Source organism: Kitasatospora sp. NPDC091257, assembly GCF_044757675.1.
GTDB classification, from domain to species: Bacteria; Actinomycetota; Actinomycetes; order Streptomycetales; family Streptomycetaceae; genus Kitasatospora; species Kitasatospora lactacystinica.
Map to the genome: position 1 here is coordinate 1 of NZ_JBIVVI010000014.1, position 20,541 is coordinate 20,541.

General features: G+C 75.7%; 23 protein-coding genes. 14 read left to right on the top strand and 9 right to left on the bottom strand.

Annotated elements, in window-relative coordinates:
• Positions 1–1,050, bottom strand: a 1,050-nt coding sequence (locus ACIQOV_RS01320) for a ferric reductase-like transmembrane domain-containing protein (protein ID WP_401043523.1), incomplete at its 3' end; no start/stop codon positions are given.
• 228 nt (positions 1,051–1,278) lie between these two features.
• Between ACIQOV_RS01320 and ACIQOV_RS01325 the strand changes: the two genes are divergently transcribed.
• Positions 1,279–1,995: a response regulator transcription factor gene (locus tag ACIQOV_RS01325; protein WP_401043526.1), complete on the top strand. Its 717-nt coding sequence runs from the start codon at positions 1,279–1,281 to the stop codon at positions 1,993–1,995.
• On the top strand, positions 1,992–3,473 hold the full coding sequence (locus tag ACIQOV_RS01330; protein WP_401043529.1) for a sensor histidine kinase: 1,482 nt from the start codon (positions 1,992–1,994) through the stop codon (positions 3,471–3,473). The genes ACIQOV_RS01325 and ACIQOV_RS01330 overlap by 4 nt, the downstream gene beginning before the upstream one ends.
• Here ACIQOV_RS01330 and ACIQOV_RS01335 read toward each other — a convergent pair.
• Entirely contained in the window at positions 3,454–4,521 is a 1,068-nt protein-coding gene (locus ACIQOV_RS01335; RefSeq protein ID WP_401043531.1) for a GlxA family transcriptional regulator, read from the bottom strand. The genes ACIQOV_RS01330 and ACIQOV_RS01335 overlap by 20 nt on opposite strands.
• Before the next feature lie 152 nt (positions 4,522–4,673).
• On the opposite strand from ACIQOV_RS01335, the gene ACIQOV_RS01340 reads away from it, so the two are divergent.
• Together ACIQOV_RS01340 and uppS are read left to right on the top strand one after the other, a co-directional pair.
• Positions 4,674–5,264, top strand: coding sequence for a cysteine hydrolase family protein (locus ACIQOV_RS01340; protein WP_401043534.1), 591 nt, complete (start codon positions 4,674–4,676; stop codon positions 5,262–5,264).
• 203 nt (positions 5,265–5,467) lie between these two features.
• Entirely contained in the window at positions 5,468–7,279 is a 1,812-nt protein-coding gene (gene uppS, locus ACIQOV_RS01345) for a polyprenyl diphosphate synthase (RefSeq protein WP_401043537.1), read from the top strand.
• Here the strand turns inward: uppS and ACIQOV_RS01350 are convergent.
• Entirely contained in the window at positions 7,218–7,904 is a 687-nt protein-coding gene (locus ACIQOV_RS01350) for a hypothetical protein (protein WP_401043539.1), read from the bottom strand. The genes uppS and ACIQOV_RS01350 overlap by 62 nt on opposite strands.
• Before the next feature lie 380 nt (positions 7,905–8,284).
• Between ACIQOV_RS01350 and ACIQOV_RS01355 the strand changes: the two genes are divergently transcribed.
• The 4 genes from ACIQOV_RS01355 to ACIQOV_RS01370 are packed head-to-tail and all read left to right on the top strand — an operon-like array spanning position 8,285 to position 10,921.
• Complete coding sequence (locus ACIQOV_RS01355) at positions 8,285–9,064, top strand: DUF2071 domain-containing protein (RefSeq protein WP_401043541.1); 780 nt, start codon at positions 8,285–8,287, stop codon at positions 9,062–9,064.
• The gene (locus ACIQOV_RS01360) at positions 9,061–9,948 is read left to right on the top strand and encodes a class I SAM-dependent methyltransferase (protein ID WP_401043544.1); all 888 of its coding nucleotides are present in this window, start codon (positions 9,061–9,063) and stop codon (positions 9,946–9,948) included. Before ACIQOV_RS01355 ends, ACIQOV_RS01360 begins: the two co-directional genes overlap by 4 nt.
• Positions 9,945–10,367 carry a hypothetical protein gene (locus tag ACIQOV_RS01365; RefSeq protein WP_380551336.1) on the top strand — a complete coding sequence of 141 codons (423 nt, stop codon included), beginning with the start codon at positions 9,945–9,947 and terminating at the stop codon, positions 10,365–10,367. The genes ACIQOV_RS01360 and ACIQOV_RS01365 overlap by 4 nt, the downstream gene beginning before the upstream one ends.
• 47 nt (positions 10,368–10,414) lie before the next feature.
• Positions 10,415–10,921, top strand: a complete 507-nt coding sequence (locus ACIQOV_RS01370; RefSeq protein ID WP_401043547.1) for a hypothetical protein — start codon at positions 10,415–10,417, stop codon at positions 10,919–10,921.
• A gap of 128 nt (positions 10,922–11,049) precedes the next feature.
• On the opposite strand, the gene ACIQOV_RS01375 is transcribed toward ACIQOV_RS01370, so the two are convergent.
• Positions 11,050–11,814, bottom strand: coding sequence for an alpha/beta hydrolase (locus ACIQOV_RS01375; RefSeq protein ID WP_401043550.1), 765 nt, complete (start codon positions 11,812–11,814; stop codon positions 11,050–11,052).
• A 201-nt stretch (positions 11,815–12,015) separates the two neighbouring features.
• On the opposite strand from ACIQOV_RS01375, the gene ACIQOV_RS01380 reads away from it, so the two are divergent.
• Positions 12,016–12,822, top strand: coding sequence for a hypothetical protein (locus tag ACIQOV_RS01380; RefSeq protein WP_401043553.1), 807 nt, complete (start codon positions 12,016–12,018; stop codon positions 12,820–12,822).
• Between the two features lie 40 nt (positions 12,823–12,862).
• On the opposite strand, the gene ACIQOV_RS01385 is transcribed toward ACIQOV_RS01380, so the two are convergent.
• Entirely contained in the window at positions 12,863–13,216 is a 354-nt protein-coding gene (locus tag ACIQOV_RS01385; RefSeq protein WP_359910813.1) for a DUF6401 family natural product biosynthesis protein, read from the bottom strand.
• Between the two features lie 163 nt (positions 13,217–13,379).
• Here ACIQOV_RS01385 and ACIQOV_RS01390 point away from each other — a divergent pair, with 163 nt between their 5' ends.
• The 3 genes from ACIQOV_RS01390 (at position 13,380) to ACIQOV_RS01400 (ending at position 16,208) form a co-directional block, all read left to right on the top strand.
• Positions 13,380–14,306, top strand: a complete 927-nt coding sequence (locus ACIQOV_RS01390; protein WP_401043555.1) for an LLM class F420-dependent oxidoreductase — start codon at positions 13,380–13,382, stop codon at positions 14,304–14,306.
• Between the two features lie 144 nt (positions 14,307–14,450).
• Complete coding sequence (locus ACIQOV_RS01395) at positions 14,451–15,119, top strand: AAA family ATPase (protein ID WP_401043557.1); 669 nt, start codon at positions 14,451–14,453, stop codon at positions 15,117–15,119.
• A gap of 93 nt (positions 15,120–15,212) precedes the next feature.
• Positions 15,213–16,208 carry a zinc metalloprotease gene (locus ACIQOV_RS01400; RefSeq protein ID WP_401043559.1) on the top strand — a complete coding sequence of 332 codons (996 nt, stop codon included), beginning with the start codon at positions 15,213–15,215 and terminating at the stop codon, positions 16,206–16,208.
• Between the two features lie 31 nt (positions 16,209–16,239).
• Here ACIQOV_RS01400 and ACIQOV_RS01405 read toward each other — a convergent pair whose 3' ends face one another.
• On the bottom strand, positions 16,240–16,623 hold the full coding sequence (locus tag ACIQOV_RS01405; protein WP_401043562.1) for a hypothetical protein: 384 nt from the start codon (positions 16,621–16,623) through the stop codon (positions 16,240–16,242).
• A 147-nt stretch (positions 16,624–16,770) separates the two neighbouring features.
• Between ACIQOV_RS01405 and ACIQOV_RS01410 the strand changes: the two genes are divergently transcribed.
• Both ACIQOV_RS01410 and ACIQOV_RS01415 read left to right on the top strand, forming a co-directional pair.
• Positions 16,771–17,232 carry a universal stress protein gene (locus ACIQOV_RS01410; RefSeq protein ID WP_359900206.1) on the top strand — a complete coding sequence of 154 codons (462 nt, stop codon included), beginning with the start codon at positions 16,771–16,773 and terminating at the stop codon, positions 17,230–17,232.
• A gap of 51 nt (positions 17,233–17,283) precedes the next feature.
• Positions 17,284–18,132 (top strand): DNA-formamidopyrimidine glycosylase family protein, encoded by an 849-nt coding sequence (locus ACIQOV_RS01415; protein ID WP_380553355.1) that lies wholly within the window; start codon positions 17,284–17,286, stop codon positions 18,130–18,132.
• On the opposite strand, the gene ACIQOV_RS01420 is transcribed toward ACIQOV_RS01415, so the two are convergent.
• The 3 genes from ACIQOV_RS01420 to ACIQOV_RS01430 all read right to left on the bottom strand — a co-directional run.
• Positions 18,080–18,715, bottom strand: coding sequence for a uridine kinase (locus tag ACIQOV_RS01420; protein ID WP_401043567.1), 636 nt, complete (start codon positions 18,713–18,715; stop codon positions 18,080–18,082). The genes ACIQOV_RS01415 and ACIQOV_RS01420 overlap by 53 nt on opposite strands.
• Before the next feature lie 86 nt (positions 18,716–18,801).
• Positions 18,802–20,139, bottom strand: a complete 1,338-nt coding sequence (locus tag ACIQOV_RS01425) for a PQQ-binding-like beta-propeller repeat protein (RefSeq protein ID WP_401043570.1) — start codon at positions 20,137–20,139, stop codon at positions 18,802–18,804.
• Positions 20,140–20,339: 200 nt separating this feature from the next.
• A partial coding sequence (locus ACIQOV_RS01430; protein ID WP_401043573.1) for a DUF4326 domain-containing protein occupies positions 20,340–20,541 on the bottom strand: 202 nt, incomplete at its 5' end.

Here is a 20,541-nt window from a genome sequence, read left to right on the forward strand (position 1 = left end):
GGCGCCGAGCAGCAGCACCCGGCGCTGCCGCAGCCCCCGCCCGGTGAACGCCCCGTACGGGCCCTCGGCGCGCACCCGGGTTCCCGGGCGCAGGGCGGCCACCGCGGCGCTGTGCCCGCCGAGGTCCTTGACGGTGAAGCGCAGGAAGTGCGGGTGCGGCGGCGCGGACAGCGAGTACGGGTTGGCGGCCCAGCGCAGCCCGGGCGCCTGGAACTGGAGCCGGAAGAACTGGCCGGGCTCGGCGCGGAGTTCGTCCAGCCGCCGCCCGCGCAGGAACAGTGACACCACCCCGGGGCCCTCCGGCCGTACCTCGGTGACGGTCAGGCCGTGCCGCCGGTCGAGCAGCCACGGGCGCAGCAGCCGGTACCAGCCGAGCAGCGCCGCGGTGCCGAAGTAGAGCGCGTACCAGGCCGCCCGGCCGGGGCCGCCGCCCAGGTCGGCGCCGGTCGCCAGCTGGTGGGCGAAGGCCAGCGCCACCGCGAGGTAGGTCGCCAGGTGCAGGTAGTACCAGGCCTCGTACGGGAGACGGCGGCGTGCGATCCGGGCGGAGACGGCGCCGGTGCCGAGCAGCAGAAGGGTGCCCAGGGTGGCCTTGAGCATCTCGGGGTAGTGGAAGACGATCTCGACGCCCTCACCGATCGGCCCGCGTCCGTCGGTCAGCGCGTAGCCCTGGACGACCGTCAGCACGTGCACCGTGACCAGGGCCACCGTCCAGCGCCCGCCGAAGGCGTGCCAGCGTGCCAGCCGGTCGGCACCGATCCCGCGCTCCACCGGCGGCAGCCGGGCCATCAGCAGGAGCAGCACCGGCGCGGCACCGCCGGCCAGCAGCCCGGTGATCCGGCCTGCGCCGGTCAGCCAGCCGTCCGTGCCGACCACGGCCGGGGTGCCCGTCCACCACAGCGCGAGCACGCCGAGCACGCCCGCGGCGATCAGGCCGAGCGCCGCGCGCGGGTCGAGGGCGAACGGCGGACGCGGCGCCGCCCGGTGGCCCGGGCGGTCGGGTGCCCGCCGGGGCCCGGGCCGCGGCTTCGGGGCGGCGGCAGTGGTCATCGGATCCTCCTCGGAGCCCGGCGGCGAGTGCCGCCGAGGCCGCCAACGATCGCACCGCAAGCTCTGAGCGGGCTCTGAACCGGGCCGGTCCCGGGGCCCGCCGGTGAGGGGATCAGGGCAGGTCAGGGTGGGCGTGTCTGCTCACGAACCGTTCTCCGAGGTCTCACCGGTTTCTCATCGGGACCGGCCAGGATGACCACTGCGCAGCACCCGACGCGAGGAGCCCCCATGGACGAGACCGCCGACCGCCCGGACTGGCGGGTCCTGGTCGTCGACGACGAGCCGGACCTGGTCGAGGTGGTCTGCGGAGCCGTCCGCTACGAGGGCTGGCAGGCACGCGGCGCGACCACCGGCCTGGCCGCCGTCGAGACCGCCGCGGCCTGGCGGCCGCACGCCGTGGTGCTCGACGTGATGCTGCCCGACCTCGACGGCCTGGAGGTGCTGCGCCGTATCCACGCCGAGCAGCCCGAGGTGCGGGTGCTCTTCCTGACCGCCCGGGACGCCGTCGAGGAACGGATCGCCGGCATCGCGGCCGGCGGCGACGACTACGTGACCAAACCGTTCAGCCTGGCCGAGGTGGTGGTCCGGCTGCGCGGCCTGCTGCGCCGGGCCGCTCCGGCCGCCGCGGCCGGGCAGCCGCCGCCGCACGCGCTGGTGCTCGGCGACCTCGTGCTGGACGACCGGGCCCGCGAGGTCACCCGGGGCGGGGAGACGGTCGAGCTCAGCCCGACCGAGTACGCGCTGCTCGCCCACCTGATGCGTCACCCCCGGCAGGTGCTCAGCAAGGCGCAGATCCTGGACGCCGTCTGGTCGTACGACTTCGGCGGGCAGGCGCACATCGTGGAGCTGTACATCAGCTACCTGCGCAAGAAGGTGGACGCGGGCCGCAGTCCGATGATCCACACGGTGCGCGGCGCGGGGTACCTGATCAAGGCCGCGACATGACGCGGGGCAGCCGGTTCCGCGGCGCGAGGTCGCACGTCGCCCGGCTGGTGCCCCGAACCCTGCGCGCCCGGCTGACCGCCGGCCTGCTGGTGCTGCTCGTCGCCACCTGTGCCGCCGTCGGTTTCGCCACCACCACCGCACTGCGCCACTTCCTGGTGGACCGCCTGGACCAGCAGCTCGCCGAGACCGGCGGCCGCTACGCCGCGAGCCTGGAGCACACCGGCCACGGCGCAGGCCCCGACACCCGGGCCCAGACCCCCGGCACCCTCGGCGTACGGCTGCTGGGCGGGCGGGTCACCGCCGCGGGCGTGGTCGACGGGGACGCCGACGACGTGGACGACCCCGGGAACGAGGACGACCGGGTCGCCTTCACCCCCGAGCAGCAGCACGCGCTGGCCGCCCTGCCCGTCGACGGCCCGGCCCGAACCCTCGACCTCGGCCGGGCCCTCGGTCACTACCGGGTCCGCGCGGTCGCCGGGCGGGACGGCGACGTGCTGGTCAGCGGCCTACCGCTGCGCCCGGCCGAGGACACCGTCGAGCGGCTGGAGACCCTGGAGCTCACCGTCTTCGCGATCGCCGCCACCGCGGCGGGCGCGGCCGGGGCCGCCTGGGTGGGTTTCTCGCTGCGCCCGCTGCGGCGGGTGGTGGGCACGGCCGAGCGGGTCAGCGCGCTGCCGCTCGCCAGCGGCGAGGTGATGCTCGCCGAACGCGTGCCGGACGACGACCCGCGCACCGAGGTCGGCCGGGTCGGCGCGGCGCTCAACCGGATGCTCGGGCATGTCGGCGACGCGCTGGCGCGCCGGCACGCGGTGGAGGAGCGGTTGCGGGGCTTCGCCGCCGACGCCAGCCACGAGCTGCGCACTCCGGTCGCGGCGGTCCGCGGCCACGCCGAGCTGGCGCTGCGCCACCCCGGGCCGGTCCCGGCGCCGGTCCGGCACTCGCTGGAGCGGATCGACGCCGAGGCGCTGCGGATGGGGGCGATCGTCGAGGACCTGCTGCTGCTCGCCCGGCTGGACGCCGGCCGCCCGCTGGCCGAGGAGGAGGTGGACCTGACCCGGATCGCCCTCGACGCGGTGGCCGACGCCCGCGCCGCCGGGCCGGACCACCGCTGGCGGCTCGCCCTGCCCGAGGAGCCGGTGCTGGTGCGCGGCGACGAGCACCGGTTGAGCCAGGTGGTGGCGAATCTGCTGGCCAACGCCCGGACCCACACCCCGCCCGGCAGCGAGGTCCGGCTCTGCCTCGAACGGCCGGACGGCCAGGTGGAGTTGAGCGTCACGGACGACGGCCCGGGGATCGCGCCGGAGCTGGTCGACCGGGTCTTCGAGCGCTTCGTCCGGGGTGACCGGGCCCGCTCCCGCGCCACCGGCTCGACCGGGCTCGGCCTGGCGATCGTCCGGGCCGTGGTCGGGGCGCACGGCGGCACGGTGGCGGTGGCGAGCCGGCCCGGCCGCACCGTGTTCACCGTCCGGCTGCCCTGACGGCCGTCGCCGTCGCTGCGGTCGGTGCTGTTGCTGTCGTTGTCGTTGTCGTTGTCGCTGTCGTACGGAAGCGCTGCCGGTAGTCGGTCGGCGTGGTGCCGAGGCGGCGGCGGAAGGCGCGCACCAGGGTGTCGACGGTGCCGAAGCCGCAGGCGGTGGCGATGCGGTCGAGCGTCGCGTCGGTGGACTCCAGGCGGTGGCGGGCGAGTTCGACCCGGGCGGACTCGACGTAGGCGCTCGGGGTGGTGCCCAGCTCGGTCTTGAAGATCCGGGTCAACTGCCGTTCGCCGACGTGGGCGTGGGCCGCGAGGTCCGGGACGGTGAGCGGCCCGGCGAGATTGCGCAGGATGTGGTGGCGCAGCTCCTCGATCCGCCGGGTGGTCGAGACGGGCTCCAGCGGGACGCTGAACTGGCTCTGGCCGCTGGGTCGTTTGAGGTACATGACGAGCTGGCGGGCGACCCGCAGGGCCAGCTCCTCGCCGAAGTCCTCGGCGACCAACGCGAGCGACAGGTCCAGGCAGGCGCTGATGCCCGCACCCGTCCAGACCTCGCCCTCGCGGATGAAGATCGGGTCCGGATCGACCTCGACCTCCGGGTGCTCCTCGGCGAGCTGGCCGGCCGTGGACCAGTGGGTGGTGGCACGCCGCCCGTCCAGCAGCCCGGCGGCGGCGAGCAGGTGCGCGCCGACGCAGACGCTGGCCACCCGGCGCGAGCGGGCGGCCAGCGTGCGGACCCGGTCGACCACCGCCGGGTCGGCGAGCGCGCGGACCCGGCGGTGGTCGTCCACCTCGACCGAGCCCGGCACCAGCAGGGTGTCGATCCGGCTCCGGGCGGCCTCGTCGAAGGTGAGGTCGGGCAGGATGCGCACGCCCGCCGCGGTGGTGACCGGCTCCGCCGTCTCGGCGGCGAGGACGACCCGGTAGCCGGTCGCGTCGCCGGTCTCCCGGCGGACCAGCGAGAACACCTCGGGCGGGCCGGTCACGTCGAGCAGGTCGACGCCCTCGAACAGCACGATGACGATCAGCCGTTGCGCAGCGGGTGCGGGCACCGCTTCCCTCCTCGTCGTTCCTGCTCGATGTCGGAATCTGCAGGTTAGCCGACATTGCCGACACCCGAGCGCCGCCCGTAGCGTTTTCAGGGCCGGCCGCACCCGCAGTGGCCCGCGAGATCCCCGACTCCCGACCGTGAAGGCGGTACCCCGTGCCCACCACGACCCTGCGCACCCTCAACGGCCTCGACGAGAAGCCCGCCGTGCTCGGCGACTCGACCCTGATCATGATCGACTACCAGAACACCTATGTGCGCGGCGTGATGGAACTGGCGGGCTGGCAGGAGGCGCTGGACGCCGGCGCCGACCTGCTCGCCCGGGCCCGGGAGGCCGGCGCGACCGTGATCCACGTGATCAACGACGGTGGCGAGGGCACCCCGTACGACATCCGGGCCGAGATCGGGCGGATCCACCCGAGCGTGGCCCCGGCCGAGGGCGAGCGGGTGGTGGTCAAGCAGACCCCGGACGCCTTCGTCGGCACCGACCTGGGAGAACTGCTCGACGCGGCCGGCCACCGGGACGTCGTCGTCGCCGGATTCATGACCCACATGTGCGTCGCCTTCACCACGGCCGGCGCCTTCCTGCGCGGCAACCGCCCGACCGTCGTGGCCGCCGCCTGCGCCACTCGCCCGCTGGAGTCGGGCGGCACCGGGCTGACGGCCGCCCAGGTCCACCGCGCCGCGCTGGCGACGATCGGCGACCTGTACGGCGTGGTGGTGGAGTCCCCGGCCGACCTCGGCTGAGCCCGGGCGGGATCCGGGGCGGATGCGGCGCGGGCCCTCGGCGGGCCCGGGCGGAACCTCGGCCGGACCGCCTTGCCGGACCGCCCGCCGAGGCGGTCAGCCGTGGCGGTCCGGGGCGCCGACGGCGCCCGCAAACGCCACCGATCCGCCCCCGCCTCGTTGACCAGTCCGCGCACGGTGTCGGCGGAGGGCGGGGAACGGGCATGGCGGGGAACGGGGCGGCGGCCGTGGGCGGCCCGCCGGAGCTGGCGGAGTCGTACCGGGTCTGCGAGCAGGAGGTGGCCGGCCACCAGGCCTCGCTGCGGGCGATCAGCGACACACTGCCGCCCGAGGTGCGGCCGTACTTCCACGCCGTCAACGGCTTCGCCTCCCGGTCCGACCGGATCGCCGACGACGCCGCCGCCCCTGATGCCGGTGCCCGCAACGGCCGGGCCCAGGCCGCCCCCGCCGAGCGGCTGCGTCGGTTCGCCCGCTGGCGGGCCGAGACCCTGGCCGAGCTGGCGGCCGGCCGCAGCGAGCACCCGCTGCGTCGGGCCTTCGTGGACACCGTGCGCCGGTGGGAGCTGGACCCGGCGCTGGTCGAGGAGTTCCTGGACGCCACCAGGGCCGACGGGGCCCACCCACCGGCCTTCGAGAACCGTGCGGACCAGCGCCGCCACCTGCGCGGCGTCGCGGGGACGATCACCGAGCTGTGGGCCCCGCTGCTGGGGGCGCGGGTCCCACGGGCGGCGGACGCGCTGTCCGCGCTGGGGGAGGCCTGCCAGCTGGCCGACATCCTGGAGGACCTCCCGCTCGACCTCGCGGCCGGCCGCTGCTACCTGCCGCAGGAGGAGCTGCGCCGGCTCGGTCTGACCGTCGCCGACCTCGGCCGACCCGATCCCGGGGGACGCCGCCGGGCCGCCCTGGACACGCTGGTCGAGGGTCAGCAGGCGCAGCTGCACCGGCTGTTGGAGCAGGCCCTGCCCGTCACCTGGCTCGCCGCCCCCGGCTGCCGCCCGTTCCTGCACACCCTGCTGCTCGGCGCCCAGCTGCAGTACGACGAAGTGACCCTGGCGCGCTCGCGCGTCCTGTCCGAGGGCCTCACTCCGCTGAGCTCCGACGGCGCCACTCCCTGCCGTCGCGCCCGGCCCGCGCCTGCCGAGGGGGCGCCCGCCCACGTCGCCGTGATCATGGACGGCAACCGCCGCTGGGCCGAGGCCCGCCGACTGCCCGCCCGGCACGGCCACCAGGCGGGGCAGCGGGCCGCCCTGCGCCTGGTCAACGCGGCACTGCGGCTGGGCATCCGCCACCTGAGCCTGTACGCGTTCTCCACCGAGAACTGGGACCGCCCGCCCGAGGAGCTGACCGCGCTGTTCGACTCGTTGGCCGACGGCCTCACCCGCGGTGCGGAGGGCCTGCACGCGCTCGGGGTGCGGATCCGGTGGTGCGGCCGGCGGGACCGGGTGGACGAGTCGCTGGCCTCCGCGATCGCGCTGGTGGAGAGCATGACGTCCAACAACGGCACGCTGACCCTGACGGTCTGCGTGGACTACGGCGGACGGGAGGAACTGGCCGCCGCGGCCCGGGGCCTGGCCGCCGAGGCGGTGGCCGGGGGGATCCGTCCGGAGGCGATCGGCCCGGCCGACCTCGCCCGGCACCTGTACCTTCCGGACCTCCCGGACGTCGACCTGCTGATCCGCACCTCGGGGGAGCAGCGGATCAGCAACTTCCTGCCCTGGCAACTCGCCTATGCCGAGCTGCTGTTCGACCCCACGCCGTGGCCCGACTACGACCTGGCCCGGCTGCGCGGTGCCGTCCGCGCCTACGCGGCCCGCGAGCGCCGCTTCGGCGGGGGCGTGCCCGCCCAGTCCCGGCAGTCGCAGCAACCCGGGCAGCCGCAGCCGCAGCCGCAGCCGTCGGGGCCGTCCGCGCCGTCCCAACGGTCCCAGCAGTCCCAGCAGTCCCGGAAGCCCCCTACGAGTGCTGCTCCTGCGCCGCCGCCGGGGGAGGAGGGGTGTACGTTCCCTGGGCCGTGACGTACGCCAGCACCGTGTCCACGGTCACGGGGTGCGTGCCGAAGTTCGCGGTGTACGCGTCCACCGCCTCCTGGGTGGGGCGCAGCGGCACCCCGGTGAGCCGGACCTTGATCGGGTGCCCGGCCGGTACCGGATCGGCGGTCAGCTTGCCCTCCGTGAGGCCGCAGCGAAAGGCCGAGCGGTGCCCCATCTCCGCCCCGCCGACCTCGCACCGGCCGGAACCCAGGCCGTCCTTGATCGCGCCGGCCAGGTTCACCACCCGGTAGTCGCCCCGGGAGGTGCGGACGGACACCCCGCCGTCCAGTGCCCCGTCGCCGTGCGCCTTCGGCGGGTTCGCGAGGGACGGGTCGCCCACGGCCGAGCGGATCGGCAGGTGGACGGCCGGGCCGTGGCGGTCCATCACCATACGGGCCGGGGCGACGACGTCCACCATCGCGTGGAAGCGGTCCAGCTGGGCCTGCGCCTCCGGGGTCCAGCGCACCTCGACCCAGCCGTTGGAGAGCGTTCCCAGGTTTCCGGAGCGGTCGGCGCCGCCGTCAACGGCACCGGCCGCCGTCCCGGTGAGCCACCCCAGGAGCGGGGCGCCCAGCGCCGCGCCCAGCAGCGAACGCCGCGTCGTGCTCATCGTCCCGAACCGTCCTTCCCGGGCCGTCCAGCACGGCCATGGGACGGATCATCCGTCCACCGACCGTCTCCGAGGCCATTCCGGAGAACGAAACCACTCGCACGGGGGGAGCGGGACGCAGCCACGGGTGGTCCGTTCGGGAACATGAGCCCCCCGGGACGGCTGCCCGCCGGGTGTCCGGTCCGGCAGCCGGGCACTCCGTGCGGTCCCGGCCGTTCGCGTACCCCCGCCGTACCGGCTCCCACCCCGAGTTGAACGTGTTCAAAGTCGTGCGCCATGATGAGGGCGCGCGAGGACACCCCACCGCGGCCTGCGGCGGAAGGCGGTCCCGTGCTGCCCCGTCACGCTCCGAACCCCCGTACCCGACCCCGGAGTCGACCGTGCGACACCTGCTGCAACGCCACCCCTTCGCGATGCGCACCCACTTCGCGCACTCGCTCGTCCTCACCTACGCCCTGCCGCCCCGGCTGCTCGCCCCGCTGGTGCCGCCCGGCCTCGCCCTCGACACCTACACCGACCCCGACGGCACCGAGCACGGCTTCGTCGCCGCCGCCGTCGTGGACACCCGGGCACTGCGCCCGGCCGCGCTGCCCGCCCGCCTCGGCCGGGACTTCATCCTGACCGGCTACCGGGTCTTCACCCGCTTCCCGACCCCCGGCGGCCGCACCATGCGCGGCCTTCGCATCCTGCGCTCGGACACCGACAGCCGGATGATGGCGCTCGGCGGCAACGCCTTCTCCCGCTACCACTACCGGCACGCCCGGATCGGCACCCGGGTGGTCGGCGACACCCTGGAGTTCAAGGTGGTCAGCGGCGACGGCCGCGCCGACCTGCACGTGCGCGCCGACCTCGGCGGCGCCCCCGCCGCCCTCCCGTCGGGCAGCCCGTTCGCGGACGCCCGGGCCGCGCGGCGCTTCGCCGGCCCGCTGCCCTACACCTTCGAGTACGAGCCGCAGACCCGCTCGATGATCGTGGTCAAGGCCACCCGCGCAAACTGGGACCCGGTCCCGGTGGCCGTCGAGGTGCCCCGGCTCACCTTCTTCGACCACGGCCCGCTGGCCGGCAGCCGACCCCTGCTCGCCAACGCCTTCCACGTCGCCGGCCTCGACTACGGCTGGCACGCCGGAGAGCGCCGCCACCTCACCGGAGCCGCCCGATGACCGCCCCCGCCCCGGCCGGGCCCGCCCCGGCCGGGCCCGGCCCGTCCGCCGCCCGCCCGTCCGCCGCCCGCCCGCTCGCCGCCCGCCCGTTCGCCGCCTGCTCCGCCGCCCTGTGCCCGTCCACGGCCCGGACCGACGGCCCCCGCCCGTCCGGTGTGCGCGAGGTCGTCCGCTACAACTGGCCGATGTACGCCGCCGGCGCGCTCACCGTCGCCGTCGGCGGGGCGCTGGCCGGCCGGCTGCCGGGCCCCGCCGCCGTGCTCGCCCGGGCGGTCGCCGCCACCGCCGCCGGATACCTCGCCGTCAGCACCCTCGCCACCTGGTGCGTCTACGACCGCTCCGCACTCCACCGCTACGACTGGCTGCCGGAGCTGCTGCCCGACGGCCCCGGCGACCACCTGGTGATCAGCACCGGCCTGGACGAGGCCAGCCGCCCGATCGCCGCCCGCCACCCCGGTGCCCGCGGACGGCTCGCCGACCTGTACGACCCCGCGCTGACCACGAGCGGCTCGATCCGCCGCGCCCGCCGCCACGCCCCGCCCGCCCCCGGCGGCATCCCGGCCCGCCCGGACGCCCTGCCCGCCGCGACCGGCGCCCTGGACACCGTGTTCGCCGTCTTCGCCGCCCACGAGCTGCGCCGGCCCGCCGACCGCACCGCCCTGTTCGCCGAGGCCGCCCGCAGCCTGCGCCCCGGCGGCACCCTGCTGCTGGTCGAGCACCTGCGGGACGCCGCCAACACCGCCGTCTACGGTCCCGGCGCCTGGCACTTCCTGCCCCGCGCCACCTGGCTGCGGCACGCCGCCGAGGCGGGCCTGCACCCGGCCGCCGAGCGCCGGATCGCCGGCCTGGTCACCGCCTTCGCCTTCCGGAAGGCCGCGTCATGACCGGGCTGGTCACCCTGGAGGCCCAGCTGCGCCTGGTCGGTGCCGCCCTCGTGACCCTCGGCCTGGTCCACGCGGTGCTGCCCCGCGCCATCGGCTGGCCCGCCGACCTGTCCGGCACCACCCTGCTGACCCGGCAGGTCTCCTACGCCCACCTCTTCTTCATCGGCCTCGCCTGCGCCCTGCTCGGCCTGCTCCCGCTCTGCCTGGCCCCCGACCTGCTGGCGGGCGGCCGGCTCGGCACCGCCCTGCTGGCGGGCCAGACCCTCTTCTGGGGCCTGCGCTGGCTCTTCGAGTTCGCCTACTTCTCGCCCCGGCTGTGGCGCGGAGACCGCCTGCGCACCGTCGCCCACCTCGGTCTCTGCGTGCTGTGGACCTGGGTGACGGCGGTCTTCGCCGGAGCCCTCTGGCACACGGTCTAGGATCAGTCGCGACCCCAGGAGCCCACACACCCCTCAAGGATCATGCGGTGACCGTTGCTTTCCCCCGTGCTCGCGCCGTGCGGTCGGCCCTGTCGGCCGGCGCCGTCCTGCTGGCGGCCACCTCCTGCTCCGGTTCGTCCGACGCGGCGCTGACCAGCGCGCAGGCCAAGCAGAAGACCGACCAGTACTTCTCCGAGACCTTCCTCGCCTTCCCCAAGCCGATCTCGCCGGTGGTCGACCGCGACGGCGAGGAGAAGTGCTTCAAGAAGGGCGCCCCCTCGGAGCCGGACGGCCGGGTCAAGGCCGTCACCTACCGCTTCCTGCGGGACATTCCGGCCGATCACCACGACACGATCTTCGACGCCTTCCGCGGCCACCTCGTCGTGGCCGGGTTCCGGGTCACCGACAGCAGGCCCGGTGTGATCGTCCTCACCAACCCGGACAACGGCTTCAAGGCCTCCGTCTCGGACGGCGACAACTGGCCGGCCACGCTGAAGGTCGGTTTCGAGTCCCCCTGCGTCTCGCCCGACGGGGCCAAGGCGGCCACCGGCTGAGCACGCCGGCACCTCCTCGCCCGGGCGGACCGCCTTCGCGGGCCGCACCGGCCGCCGGCCCGGACGGGCAGCCCGCACCTCCGGCCCGGACGGGCGCCCGGTACCGCCGCTCCGCGGGGCCCGTCCTGTCAGACGTTCGCCGGCAGGGCCGGTGCGCGGCGCGGCTGGGGCGGCAGGGCGAGGGTGAGGGCCTCGCGGGAGGCGGTCGGGAGGGCGAGGGCGGAGGCGGTCTCGGCGGGGAGCGGCTGGAGGCCGAGCAGGGCGGTGGTCAGCCGGGTGGTGGCGCGGTGCCAGTCGGGGATCCGCCGGAGCATGGCGTGGCCGCTGCCGGTGACGGTGTATCCGCAGACCCTGGCGCCCGCGGCGCGGCTGCGGGCGGCGAAGGCGCGGGTGTCGGCGGGCGGGGTGACGGTGTCGCGGTCGCCGTGCAGCATCAGCACGTCGCGTCCGGCGAGCTGCTCGCACGGGTCCTCGGCCGGGCACCACGGTGCGAGGGCGACCAGGCCGGTGACGGACGGGTGCCCGCCGGCCCGGAGCGCGGCGCGCCCGCCCATCGAGTGGCCGACCAGCACCGTCGGCACCGGCCCGAGCACTGCGGTCAGTTCGTCGAGCGCGGCGGTCGCGTCCTGTGCGGCATCGGCCCGTTCGCCGTTCCAGCCGCGGTGGCGGTAGCGGACGGTCCCGATGGCGACGCCGGCGTCCGCGGTCGCCCTGGTGAGCCCGCGCAGGAAGCCGTGCATCCGCAGCAGCGGGAGGTTGAGGCGTCCGGGCCGGGAGAAGTTGTGCTCCTCGCCGCCGTGCAGCACCAGGACGGCGGCCCGGGCCGCGTCCGGCCGGACCTGCCAGTGCAGCGCCCGGTGGCCCACCGCGCGCTCCGCCGCCGTACCGCTCACTGTCGCACCGTCCCGTCCGTCCCGCCCGTGGCCCGTCTCCCCCGGACCGCCACTGTACGCGTGCGGACGGCCGGACCGTTCACCCGAGGGAACCATCCCGGACACCGGGCGCGCGCGGCCGGAGCGGGCGCCTGCTATTCACGAAGGGTGGGGGGCCGCAAGCGCCCGCTCGTGGCGCCGTGTCACCGAGTGGAGGACTCCGTGGCTCAGCAGCTCGCTCTGTCCGTCGACTTCGGGTCGGGCTTCACCCAGGCCTGGTCCAAGATCGCCAAGGTCGTCCCGCAGTTCATCGCCTTCCTGGTGATCCTGTTCATCGGCTGGATCGTGGCCAAGGCCATCGCCAAGGTCCTCGACCGGGTGATGCGCAGGCTCGGCTCGGAACGGGTCGCCGAGCGGTCGGGGATGGCCGCCCGGCTGGCCGGCTCCACGTACGACATGACCGGCATCGTCTGCAAGGTCGTCTACTACATCGTCCTGCTGATGGCCCTGCAGCTGGCGTTCGGAGTCTTCGGCCCGAACCCGATCAGCGTGATGATCCACAGCATCGTCGCCTGGCTGCCCAGGGCCGTCGTCGCCGTCGTGATCCTGGTGGTCGCGATGGCCATCGCCAACGGCGTGCGGGACATCGTGGGCAACTCGCTGTCCGGCGCCTCGTACGGCCGGGTGGTCGCCACCACGGTCTGGGCGTTCATCGTCGGCCTCGGTGTGATCGCCGCGCTGGGCCAGGTCGGGATCGCCACCGCGATCACGACCCCGGTGCTGATCGCCGTGCTCGCCACCATCGCCGGCGTGCTGGTGGTCGGCGTCGGCGGCGGCCTGATCCTGCCGATGCGCCAGCGCTGGGAGCGGTGGCTGGACGGTGCCGAACGGGAGACCGCCCGGCTGCGCGGCAGCGCCTACCAGGCCGGCCGCTCCGACGCGCTGTCCAACCAGCCGGTCCGGCCGACCACCCAGACCGGTCCGGGCACCCCGCCCGCGCCGGGCATCGAGGGCGACCAGAACCGGTAGCCGCCACCACCGCCGGTCGCCGGGCAGGGCCTGCCGGGGCTCAGACCTCCAGCAGGCCCTGCTCGCGCACCAGCCAGCAGATCGCGGTGAGCCGCATGACGGCGTAGTCGTAGCCGACCGGCTCCCGCCAGCCGATCTCGTCGAGCGCGTCGACGAAGCCCAGCGCGTAGTCCGACAACTCCTCACGGTCCAGGGGCCGGGGCGCCAGCTCCGGTCCCTGCGCGTACAGCAGCTCCCGCAGCATCGCCGCGTGCTGGTCGACCGCCGCGACGAAACCGGGCTCGAAGGCGAACTCGGCCAGGCGGGGCGTGAAGGCCGTCACGATGCCGGGCAGCGGACAGCCGGCCGGCTCGTCGGGGGAGCGCCGGAAGGAATCGTCGGAGGTGGCGAACATCCGTCCACGTTAGGCGAGCCCCGGAGCCGGAACGGACGCCCGTGACGGTTCCGTGCTGAGACCTTGGCCACCCCGCCCGCGCCACCGCCCGCCGCGCCGACGGTCCGTGTCCCGCCCGGTTCGCTCTGCCGATCACGGGGTGCTCCGTACCAGAATGGCCGGCATGGATCTCCGCATCTTCACCGAACCCCAGCAGGGCGCGAGCTACGACACCCTCCTCAAGGTGGCCCGCACCGCCGAGGAGCTCGGGGCCTTCAGCGCCTTCTTCCGCTCCGACCACTACCTGAAGATGGGCGACGTCGACGGCCTGCCCGGGCCCACCGACGCCTGGATCACCCTGGCCGGCCTCGCCCGCGACACCAGCACCATCCGCCTGGGCACGCTGATGACCGCCGCCACCTTCCGGCTGCCGGGCGTCACCGCGATCCAGGTCGCCCAGGTGGACGCGATGAGCGGCGGCCGGGTCGAGTTCGGCCTCGGCGCCGGCTGGTACGAGGCCGAGCACACCGCGTACGGCATCCCCTTCCCGAAGGAGAAGTTCGGTCGGCTGGAGGAGCAGCTGGCGATCATCACCGGGCTGTGGCGGACCAAGCTCGGCGACACCTTCGACTTCGCGGGCGAGTACTACACGCTGACCGACTCGCCCGCGCTGCCCAAGCCCGTCCAGGAGCACGTCCCGGTGCTGGTCGGCGGGCACGGCCCCCGGCGGACCCCGGCCCTGGCCGCCCGCTTCGCCGACGAGTTCAACCTGCCGTTCGCCTCGGTGGACGACACCGCCGCCCAGTTCGGCCGGGTCCGCGCCGCCGTCGAGCGGGCCGGGCGCGCGGCCGACGACCTGGTCTACTCCAGCGCTCTGGTCGCCTGCGTCGGCCGGGACGACGCCGAGGTCGCCCGCCGGGCCGCCGTGATCGGCCGCGACGTCGACGAGCTCAAGGAGAACGGGCTGGCCGGCACCCCGGACGAGGTCGCCGAGAAGATCGGCCGGTACGCGGCCGTCGGCAGCGAGCGGATCTACCTCCAGATCCTCGACCTGGACGACCTCGACCACCTGGAGCTGATCGCCTCCCGGATCGCCCCGCAGCTCGCCTGAGGCACGCCCGGGGCCCGTCGGCGGTCCGAACGCCCGGCGGCCCGGACCCGGCCGGGGTCGTCCGTACCCGCCCCGACCTCCGCCCTTTACTCGTTCTTGGGAATGCGCCATGCTCCTTGGAAGGGAACGGCGGGGGGAGACCGGGTGGGCGGGACGAGAACGGTGCGGACGGCGGCGGCGCCGAGGGTGCCGCCGCCGCGCACCGCCGGGGAGTGCGTCGTCCTGCCCGCGCCGCACGACCCGCCCGCCCGGCACGAGCTGCGCGGGCCCGGGCCGGCGGTCCTGCGCTACCCCGCCGGGGACCTGCTGGTCGTCACCGGCCTGCCCGGCAGCGGCAAGAGCACCCTGATGCGCCGCTGCGTCCGCGCCCCGCTGATCGACTCCCAGCTGGTCCGCGAGGAGTACGCGGCCAGGCTGCCCGGCCGCCTGCCGTACGCGCTCTACCGCCCGCTGGCCCGGCTCGCCCACTACCGGCGGCTGCGCCGCGCCGTCCTGGACGGCGGGCCGCTCGCCGTGCACGACTGCGGCACCCAGCCCTGGGTGCGGGCCTGGCTGGTCCGCGCCGCCGCCCGGCAGGGCCGCCGGGTGCACCTGCTGCTGCTCGACGCCGACCCGGCCGAGGCCCTGGACGGGCAGCGGCGGCGCCGGCGCGGCGTCTCGCGCTACGCCTTCGCCCGGCACCTGGCCGCGGTCGCCCGGCTGCGCCACCGGATCCTGGAGGCCGGCCGGCTGCCGGCCGGCTGTGCGTCGGCCGTGGTACTCGACCGGGCCGCCGCGCGCGCCCTGCGGGAGATCGACTTCACGGCGTCGTAGTCTCGGCGAGTCCGCGCCGGGCGCCGGCGGGTCCGGCCGGAGCAGGCCCGGCACGCGGCCGAGACCACGTCAACTCCCCCGTCAGGAGCGCTGATGCGCCGTACTGCCCGGGTGCGCTCGCGTGCCCCCCGCCTGTTCCCCTGCGCCGCCGCGCTGGTCGCCGCGGCCGGCCTGAGCCAGTTCGCGGCTCCGGCCGCACACCGCGCCGCCGCGGCTCCGGCCGCCGCGGTGGCCGGGTGCGCGGACGGCGGCGCCGATGCGGCCGGGGCGGCCGGTGCCGCCGCCCGGCGGCCCGCCGGCAGCCGGCCGGGCGGGGACCCGAACGCGGTCGGCGCCGGGCAGGCCCGGGCGATGCAGGCCGACCTCGACCGCCGGCTCGCCGAACTGGGCGCCGGCCGGCGCCGCGCCGCCGCCCCGACCACCGTCCCGGTGTTCTTCCACGTGATCCACGACGGCGCCGCCGGACGGCTGGACCAGGCCGCCGTCACCGGCCAGATCGACCACCTCAACGAGAGCTACGGCGGCCGGGGGCAGGGCAACGCCGCGAGCCCGTTCCACTTCGAGCTGGTCGGCGCCGACTGGACCGACAACGCGTCCTGGTACACCGGCATGACCCCGGGCTCGCCGGCCGAGCAGGACATGAAGACCGCCCTGCGCAAGGGCGACCAGGGCGCCCTCAACCTCTACACGGCCCGTCTCGGCGACTCCCTGCTCGGCTGGTCGACGTTCCCGGACGCGTACCGGACGAACCCGACCGACGACGGTGTGGTGGTGCTCGACGCCTCCCTGCCCGGCGGCGCCGCCACCCACTACGACGAGGGCGACACCGCGACCCACGAGATCGGCCACTGGCTCGGCCTCTTCCACACCTTCCAGGGCGGCTGCCGGGCCCCGGGCGACTACGTGGACGACACCCCGCCCGAGCGCACCGCCGCCTCCGGCTGCCCCGAGGGCCGCGACACCTGCGCCGGCCCCGGGCTCGACCCGATCCACAACTTCATGGACTACAGCTACGACTCCTGCATGACCGGGTTCACCCGGGGGCAGGTCCAGCGGATGGCCAACGCCTGGGCTGCCTACCGGAGTTGAGCGGCGGCGGCGCGGCAGGACGGCACGGGGCTCAGCAGAACACCACGAGGTAGAGCAGCGTCCGGCCGCCGGAGGCGCGGAACTCGTAGGCCAGGTGGTCCAGCTCGCAGGCCTCCCGCCAGGCGGACGGACGCTCCTCGGGGGTGAGCAGGGCGGGCACGAAGACGCCCGGGGAGACCTCCTCCAGCTCGCCCCGCAGACCCAGCGTCATCTCGTCCGCGCCGACCGCCAGCCGCTTCGCCAGCCGCGGGGCCACCGGGCCGCGGGCCAGCCGCCAGTAGCGCCCCCCGGCGTCCACGAAGCCGCCCGACGCGAGCGGGTCGTCGAGATTCCGGCCCTGGCGCTCCTCCTTCGGCGGCAGGGCGGACAGGACGTCGGCGAAGCCGCCCGTGCGGCGGCGGGGCTTGCTCGGCATCCGGGCATCCTCCCAGGCCTGGAACCCCGGCTGCGATCGAATTGAATGCGGCGGGTCGCTTTCGGCGTGGCAATACCGAGCGTTTGTCCGATTTGATCTATGTTCGGAGGGTCGGGACCGATCAGGAGCAACCGAAGGAGCAAGGCCATGAGTGCCAATCCCCGGATCGTCGTCGGCGTGGACGGCTCGCCCGCCTCGGAGCAGGCGCTGCGCTGGGCGATCGACTACGCGCGGGCCGTCGGCGGGACGGTCCACGCGATCGCCGCCTGGGAGTACCCGGCCTTCTACGGGTGGGCCGGGCAGGGCGTGCCGACCGTCGAGGCCTTCAACCCCGAGGAGCTCGCCGGGAAGACCCTCAGCGAGACCATCGCCAAGGTGGCCGGCGACGACGCCGGCGTGGCGATCGCCGAGAGCGTGATGCCCGGCAACGCCGCCCAGGCGCTGCTGGAGGCCGCCAAGGGCGCCGCGCTGCTCGTCGTCGGCAGCCGCGGCCTGGGCGGCTTCTCCGGCGTGCTGCTCGGCTCGGTCAGCCGCCACCTCACCGAGCACGCGCCCTGCCCGGTGGTCGTGGTGCGCGAGGGCCAGGCCGCCCCGGGGCAGTCGGCGTAACGCACCGGGGCCGGTGTCCCGCCGGGCCGCCGCGCGGACCAGAATGGAGACATGCCAGAAGGTGACTCCGTCTACCGCGTGGCGGCCCACTTGCGCGAGGCCCTCGCCGGACAGCCGCTGACCAGCGCCGACCTGCGGGTGCCCGCGCACGCCACCGCCGACCTCACCGGCCGCCGGGTGCTGGAGGTCGCCCCGCGCGGCAAGCACCTGCTCACCCGCTTCGAAGGCGGCCTCACCCTGCACACCCACCTGCGGATGGACGGCCGCTGGGAGGTCTACCGCCCCGGCGAGCGGTGGACCGGCGGCCCCGACCGGCAGATCCGCGCCGTCCTCGGCACCGACCGGGGCACCGCCGTCGGCTACCGGCTGCCCGTCGTCGAACTGCTGCGCACCGCCGACGAACGGCGGATCGTCGGCCACCTCGGCCCCGACCTGCTCGGCCCCGACTGGGACGCGGTCGAGGCCGTCCGCCGGCTCCTCGCCCACCCGGGCCGCCCGGTCGTCGAGGCCCTGCTCGACCAGCGCAACCTCGCCGGGATCGGCAACGTCTACGCCAACGAGCTGTGCTTCGTCGCGGGCGTCACCCCCTGGACCGAGGTCGGCGAACTCCCGCACCCCGACCGGCTGGTGGAGCGCGCCCGGCAGATGCTGGAGGCCAACAAGCTGCGCCCCGGCCACATCACCACCGGCGACACCCGGCCCGGCTACCAGCACTGGGTGTACGGCCGGGCCGGACGGCCCTGCCCGCGCTGCGTGACCCCCGTGGTCGCCGGCCGCCAGGGCTCGCCGCCGCGCGACCGGGCGGTCTTCTGGTGCCCCTACTGCCAGCGCGGCCCGGCCCCGGAGGTCACGGCCGCTCGACCAGCGCGGGGTGGCGCGGGTCGTCCACCCGGACGGTGACGTCGGCGGCCTCGGCGGGGACGGTCTGCGCCTCGTAGCGGGCGAAGGCGGGCAGCGTCCACTGCTGGTCGGCCGGGGTGCGGCGGGCCAGCGCGGCCGGACCGAGCGCCAGGTGGACGGACAGCTCCAGCGGCAGCCAGCGGCCGAGCAGCAGGGCGCCGTCCAGCAACAGCACGCCGCCGGGCGGGAGTTCGGAGTACGGGGCGCGGGTCGAGCGGTCGGTGACCGGGTCGCGCAGCGAGGGCAGGATACGGCCGCTGCCGCCCGGCTCCAAGGGGTCGAGCACCTCGCGCGCCAGGGCGCCGTCGTCCAGCCAGAGGTCGTGGAAGGCGTCCGCGTCCTGGTGGCCGTACTCCAGCCGGATCGAGGCCGGACGCAGGAAGCCGGAGGCCGAGACCCGCAGCGTCGGGTGGCCGCGCAGCCGCAGCGGCTCCACCAGCGCGTCGGCGAGTGCCTCGGGGCGGGCCGCCGCCGCGCCGTCCACGGCCACCCGCAGGCGCCGGTCGCGGGCCTCGGGCAGGGCGGCGATGCGGTCGGCGAGCAGCTCGGCCAGCTTCTCGGGGGAGATCGGGCGTACCTGCATCGGGCCCTCCTGCCGGGTCGTCGGGACGGGTCGTCGGGACGTTCAGTGTCGTCGGGACGTCGGGACGGTCGGTGTCGTCGGGACGTTCAGTTCAGCGGAAGGGCGTGCAGGACGTCGTCGTGGCCCGCGTAGAGGCGGGTTCCGTCGTACTGGTGGGTCGCGTCGGTGGCGAGGGTCCAGACGTCCTTGCCCGGACCGGAGTCGTGGAAGGTCCACCCCAGCTCGCCGGTCGCCGGGTAGATCGCGCTGACCCCGCCGACCGACGTCCCCGGGACGAACAGCGTGCCGTTGGCGACCAGCGGACGGCTGCGGCGGTCCAGCGGGAACGGCAGCCGGCAGGACCACAGCTCGGCGCCGGAGGACGCGTCGAGGCAGCTGACGACGCCCTGGTCCCACGGGATGTACACCCGGGTGTTGTGCGCGACGGGCGGCAGCGCCCGCCAGGACTCGCCCCGGTGGGGCGAGTGGGTCCAGCCCGGCTTGCCGGTGGGGAGCAGCATGCGCACGCCGCCGTTGCCGTCGGGGACGTAGACGCACGTCGAGCCGGTGACGCACCAGCGCAGGTCCTCCTCGCCGGGGGCGGTCCACAGCTCGCGGCCGGTGACGGCGTCCCGGGCCACCACCTCGGTGCGGCCGTCGACGAATCGGATGCAGGCGAGGAGGCTGCCCCCGCCGAAGGTGGCGGGCGTGACGGGCTGCTCCGTCCGCTCGGTGCGGACGGACCAGAGCAGGGCGCGGTCGATGACCCGCAGGGCGAAGAGGCGGTTGCCCGTCGAACTGCCGTCGGCCCGCGGGCGGCCCCAGGAGTAGCCGTAGAGGATGCCGGGGTCGCGGTCGTAGCCGGCGAGGTGGACCTGCCCCTGCAGTTCGTCGGGCAGCGGCAGGCTCCAGTCGGCGGCGGGGTCGGTGAAGTGGCGGGCTTCGAGGTGGCCCTGGTAGGTGGCGGTGAAGAGGTGGTCGGGCCCGACCACCACCGTGCCGAGCATGTCGAGGTCGCTGGGCCAGCTGCGGTTGGCCGGTGGGTCGAAGACCAGCAGCCGGGCGGCGGTGCCCTTCGCCGGATCGAGGACCTGCAGACCCTTCCGGGAGAGGAAGACGGGGCGGCGGGGCGGGTCGGTCAGCCGCTCCGGGGTCATCGCCTCCGGTCCGCGGTAGGTCCAGAGCGGCGTCGGGCCGGACAGCGCGGTCGGCGGCGGCCCGGTCGGCCCCGGCGAGGGACGGGCCCCACCGCCACCCGAACGGCCGAGCGCCCAGGCGGCCCCGCCCGCCGCGAGCGCCCCGGCCCCGAGCAGCAGCCGGCGCCGGCTCGGCCCGGTGCGCTCCCCGCCGCCCGCGATCACGTCCTCGGTGGCCCCGCCGCCGTCCGTCTCCTCGTCCCACTGCCACGACGTTCCGCGCGCGGGCCCCCCGGACGACGACTGCATACGGCTCTCGCTTCCCCACCGGCGGCCCCACGCCGCCACCCGTCCGGAGAATATCGAACAGTCCCCGAACCGTCCGAAACCGCCGCAACGCTCGTACGAGGGCTCGTACCAGGCCGTGCCACACAGCGAGAGGCCCGCCCAGCAGCCCGGGGGAGGTACGCCGTGACGGTGGACCTCTCCGGACTCCGAGCCGCCCGGCCTCAGTTCGGCGGGTGGTCCGCGAGGTCGGCGAGGACGTCGGCGTGGCAGGGGAGCGGGGCGCACCAGCAGCCGAGGCGGTGGTCGCGCAGGGGCGGGACGAGGGCGAGCAGGTCCGGGCGGGCGAGCAGGTGCTCGCGGTACTTGACGACCATCTCCTCGCGGGTGAGGCCGGGGCCCGGACGGTACGGGCAGTGCAGCGGG

Bases quoted from the DNA above. Each gene is read 5' to 3' on its own strand.
- ACIQOV_RS01420 (WP_401043567.1), bottom strand. From the start codon at position 18,715: ATGCAGGTACGCCCGATCTCCCCCGAGAAGCTGGCCGAGCTGCTCGCC.
- ACIQOV_RS01360 (WP_401043544.1), top strand. From the start codon at position 9,061: ATGACCGCCCCCGCCCCGGCCGGGCCCGCCCCGGCCGGGCCCGGCCCG.
- ACIQOV_RS01415 (WP_380553355.1), top strand. From the start codon at position 17,284: ATGCCAGAAGGTGACTCCGTCTACCGCGTGGCGGCCCACTTGCGCGAG.
- ACIQOV_RS01330 (WP_401043529.1), top strand. From the start codon at position 1,992: ATGACGCGGGGCAGCCGGTTCCGCGGCGCGAGGTCGCACGTCGCCCGG.
- ACIQOV_RS01400 (WP_401043559.1), top strand. From the start codon at position 15,213: ATGCGCCGTACTGCCCGGGTGCGCTCGCGTGCCCCCCGCCTGTTCCCC.
- ACIQOV_RS01405 (WP_401043562.1), bottom strand. From the start codon at position 16,623: ATGCCGAGCAAGCCCCGCCGCCGCACGGGCGGCTTCGCCGACGTCCTG.
- ACIQOV_RS01425 (WP_401043570.1), bottom strand. From the start codon at position 20,139: ATGCAGTCGTCGTCCGGGGGGCCCGCGCGCGGAACGTCGTGGCAGTGG.
- ACIQOV_RS01325 (WP_401043526.1), top strand. From the start codon at position 1,279: ATGGACGAGACCGCCGACCGCCCGGACTGGCGGGTCCTGGTCGTCGAC.
- ACIQOV_RS01410 (WP_359900206.1), top strand. From the start codon at position 16,771: ATGAGTGCCAATCCCCGGATCGTCGTCGGCGTGGACGGCTCGCCCGCC.
- uppS (WP_401043537.1), top strand. From the start codon at position 5,468: ATGGCGGGGAACGGGGCGGCGGCCGTGGGCGGCCCGCCGGAGCTGGCG.
- ACIQOV_RS01385 (WP_359910813.1), bottom strand. From the start codon at position 13,216: ATGTTCGCCACCTCCGACGATTCCTTCCGGCGCTCCCCCGACGAGCCG.
- ACIQOV_RS01350 (WP_401043539.1), bottom strand. From the start codon at position 7,904: ATGAGCACGACGCGGCGTTCGCTGCTGGGCGCGGCGCTGGGCGCCCCG.
- ACIQOV_RS01365 (WP_380551336.1), top strand. From the start codon at position 9,945: ATGACCGGGCTGGTCACCCTGGAGGCCCAGCTGCGCCTGGTCGGTGCC.
- ACIQOV_RS01390 (WP_401043555.1), top strand. From the start codon at position 13,380: ATGGATCTCCGCATCTTCACCGAACCCCAGCAGGGCGCGAGCTACGAC.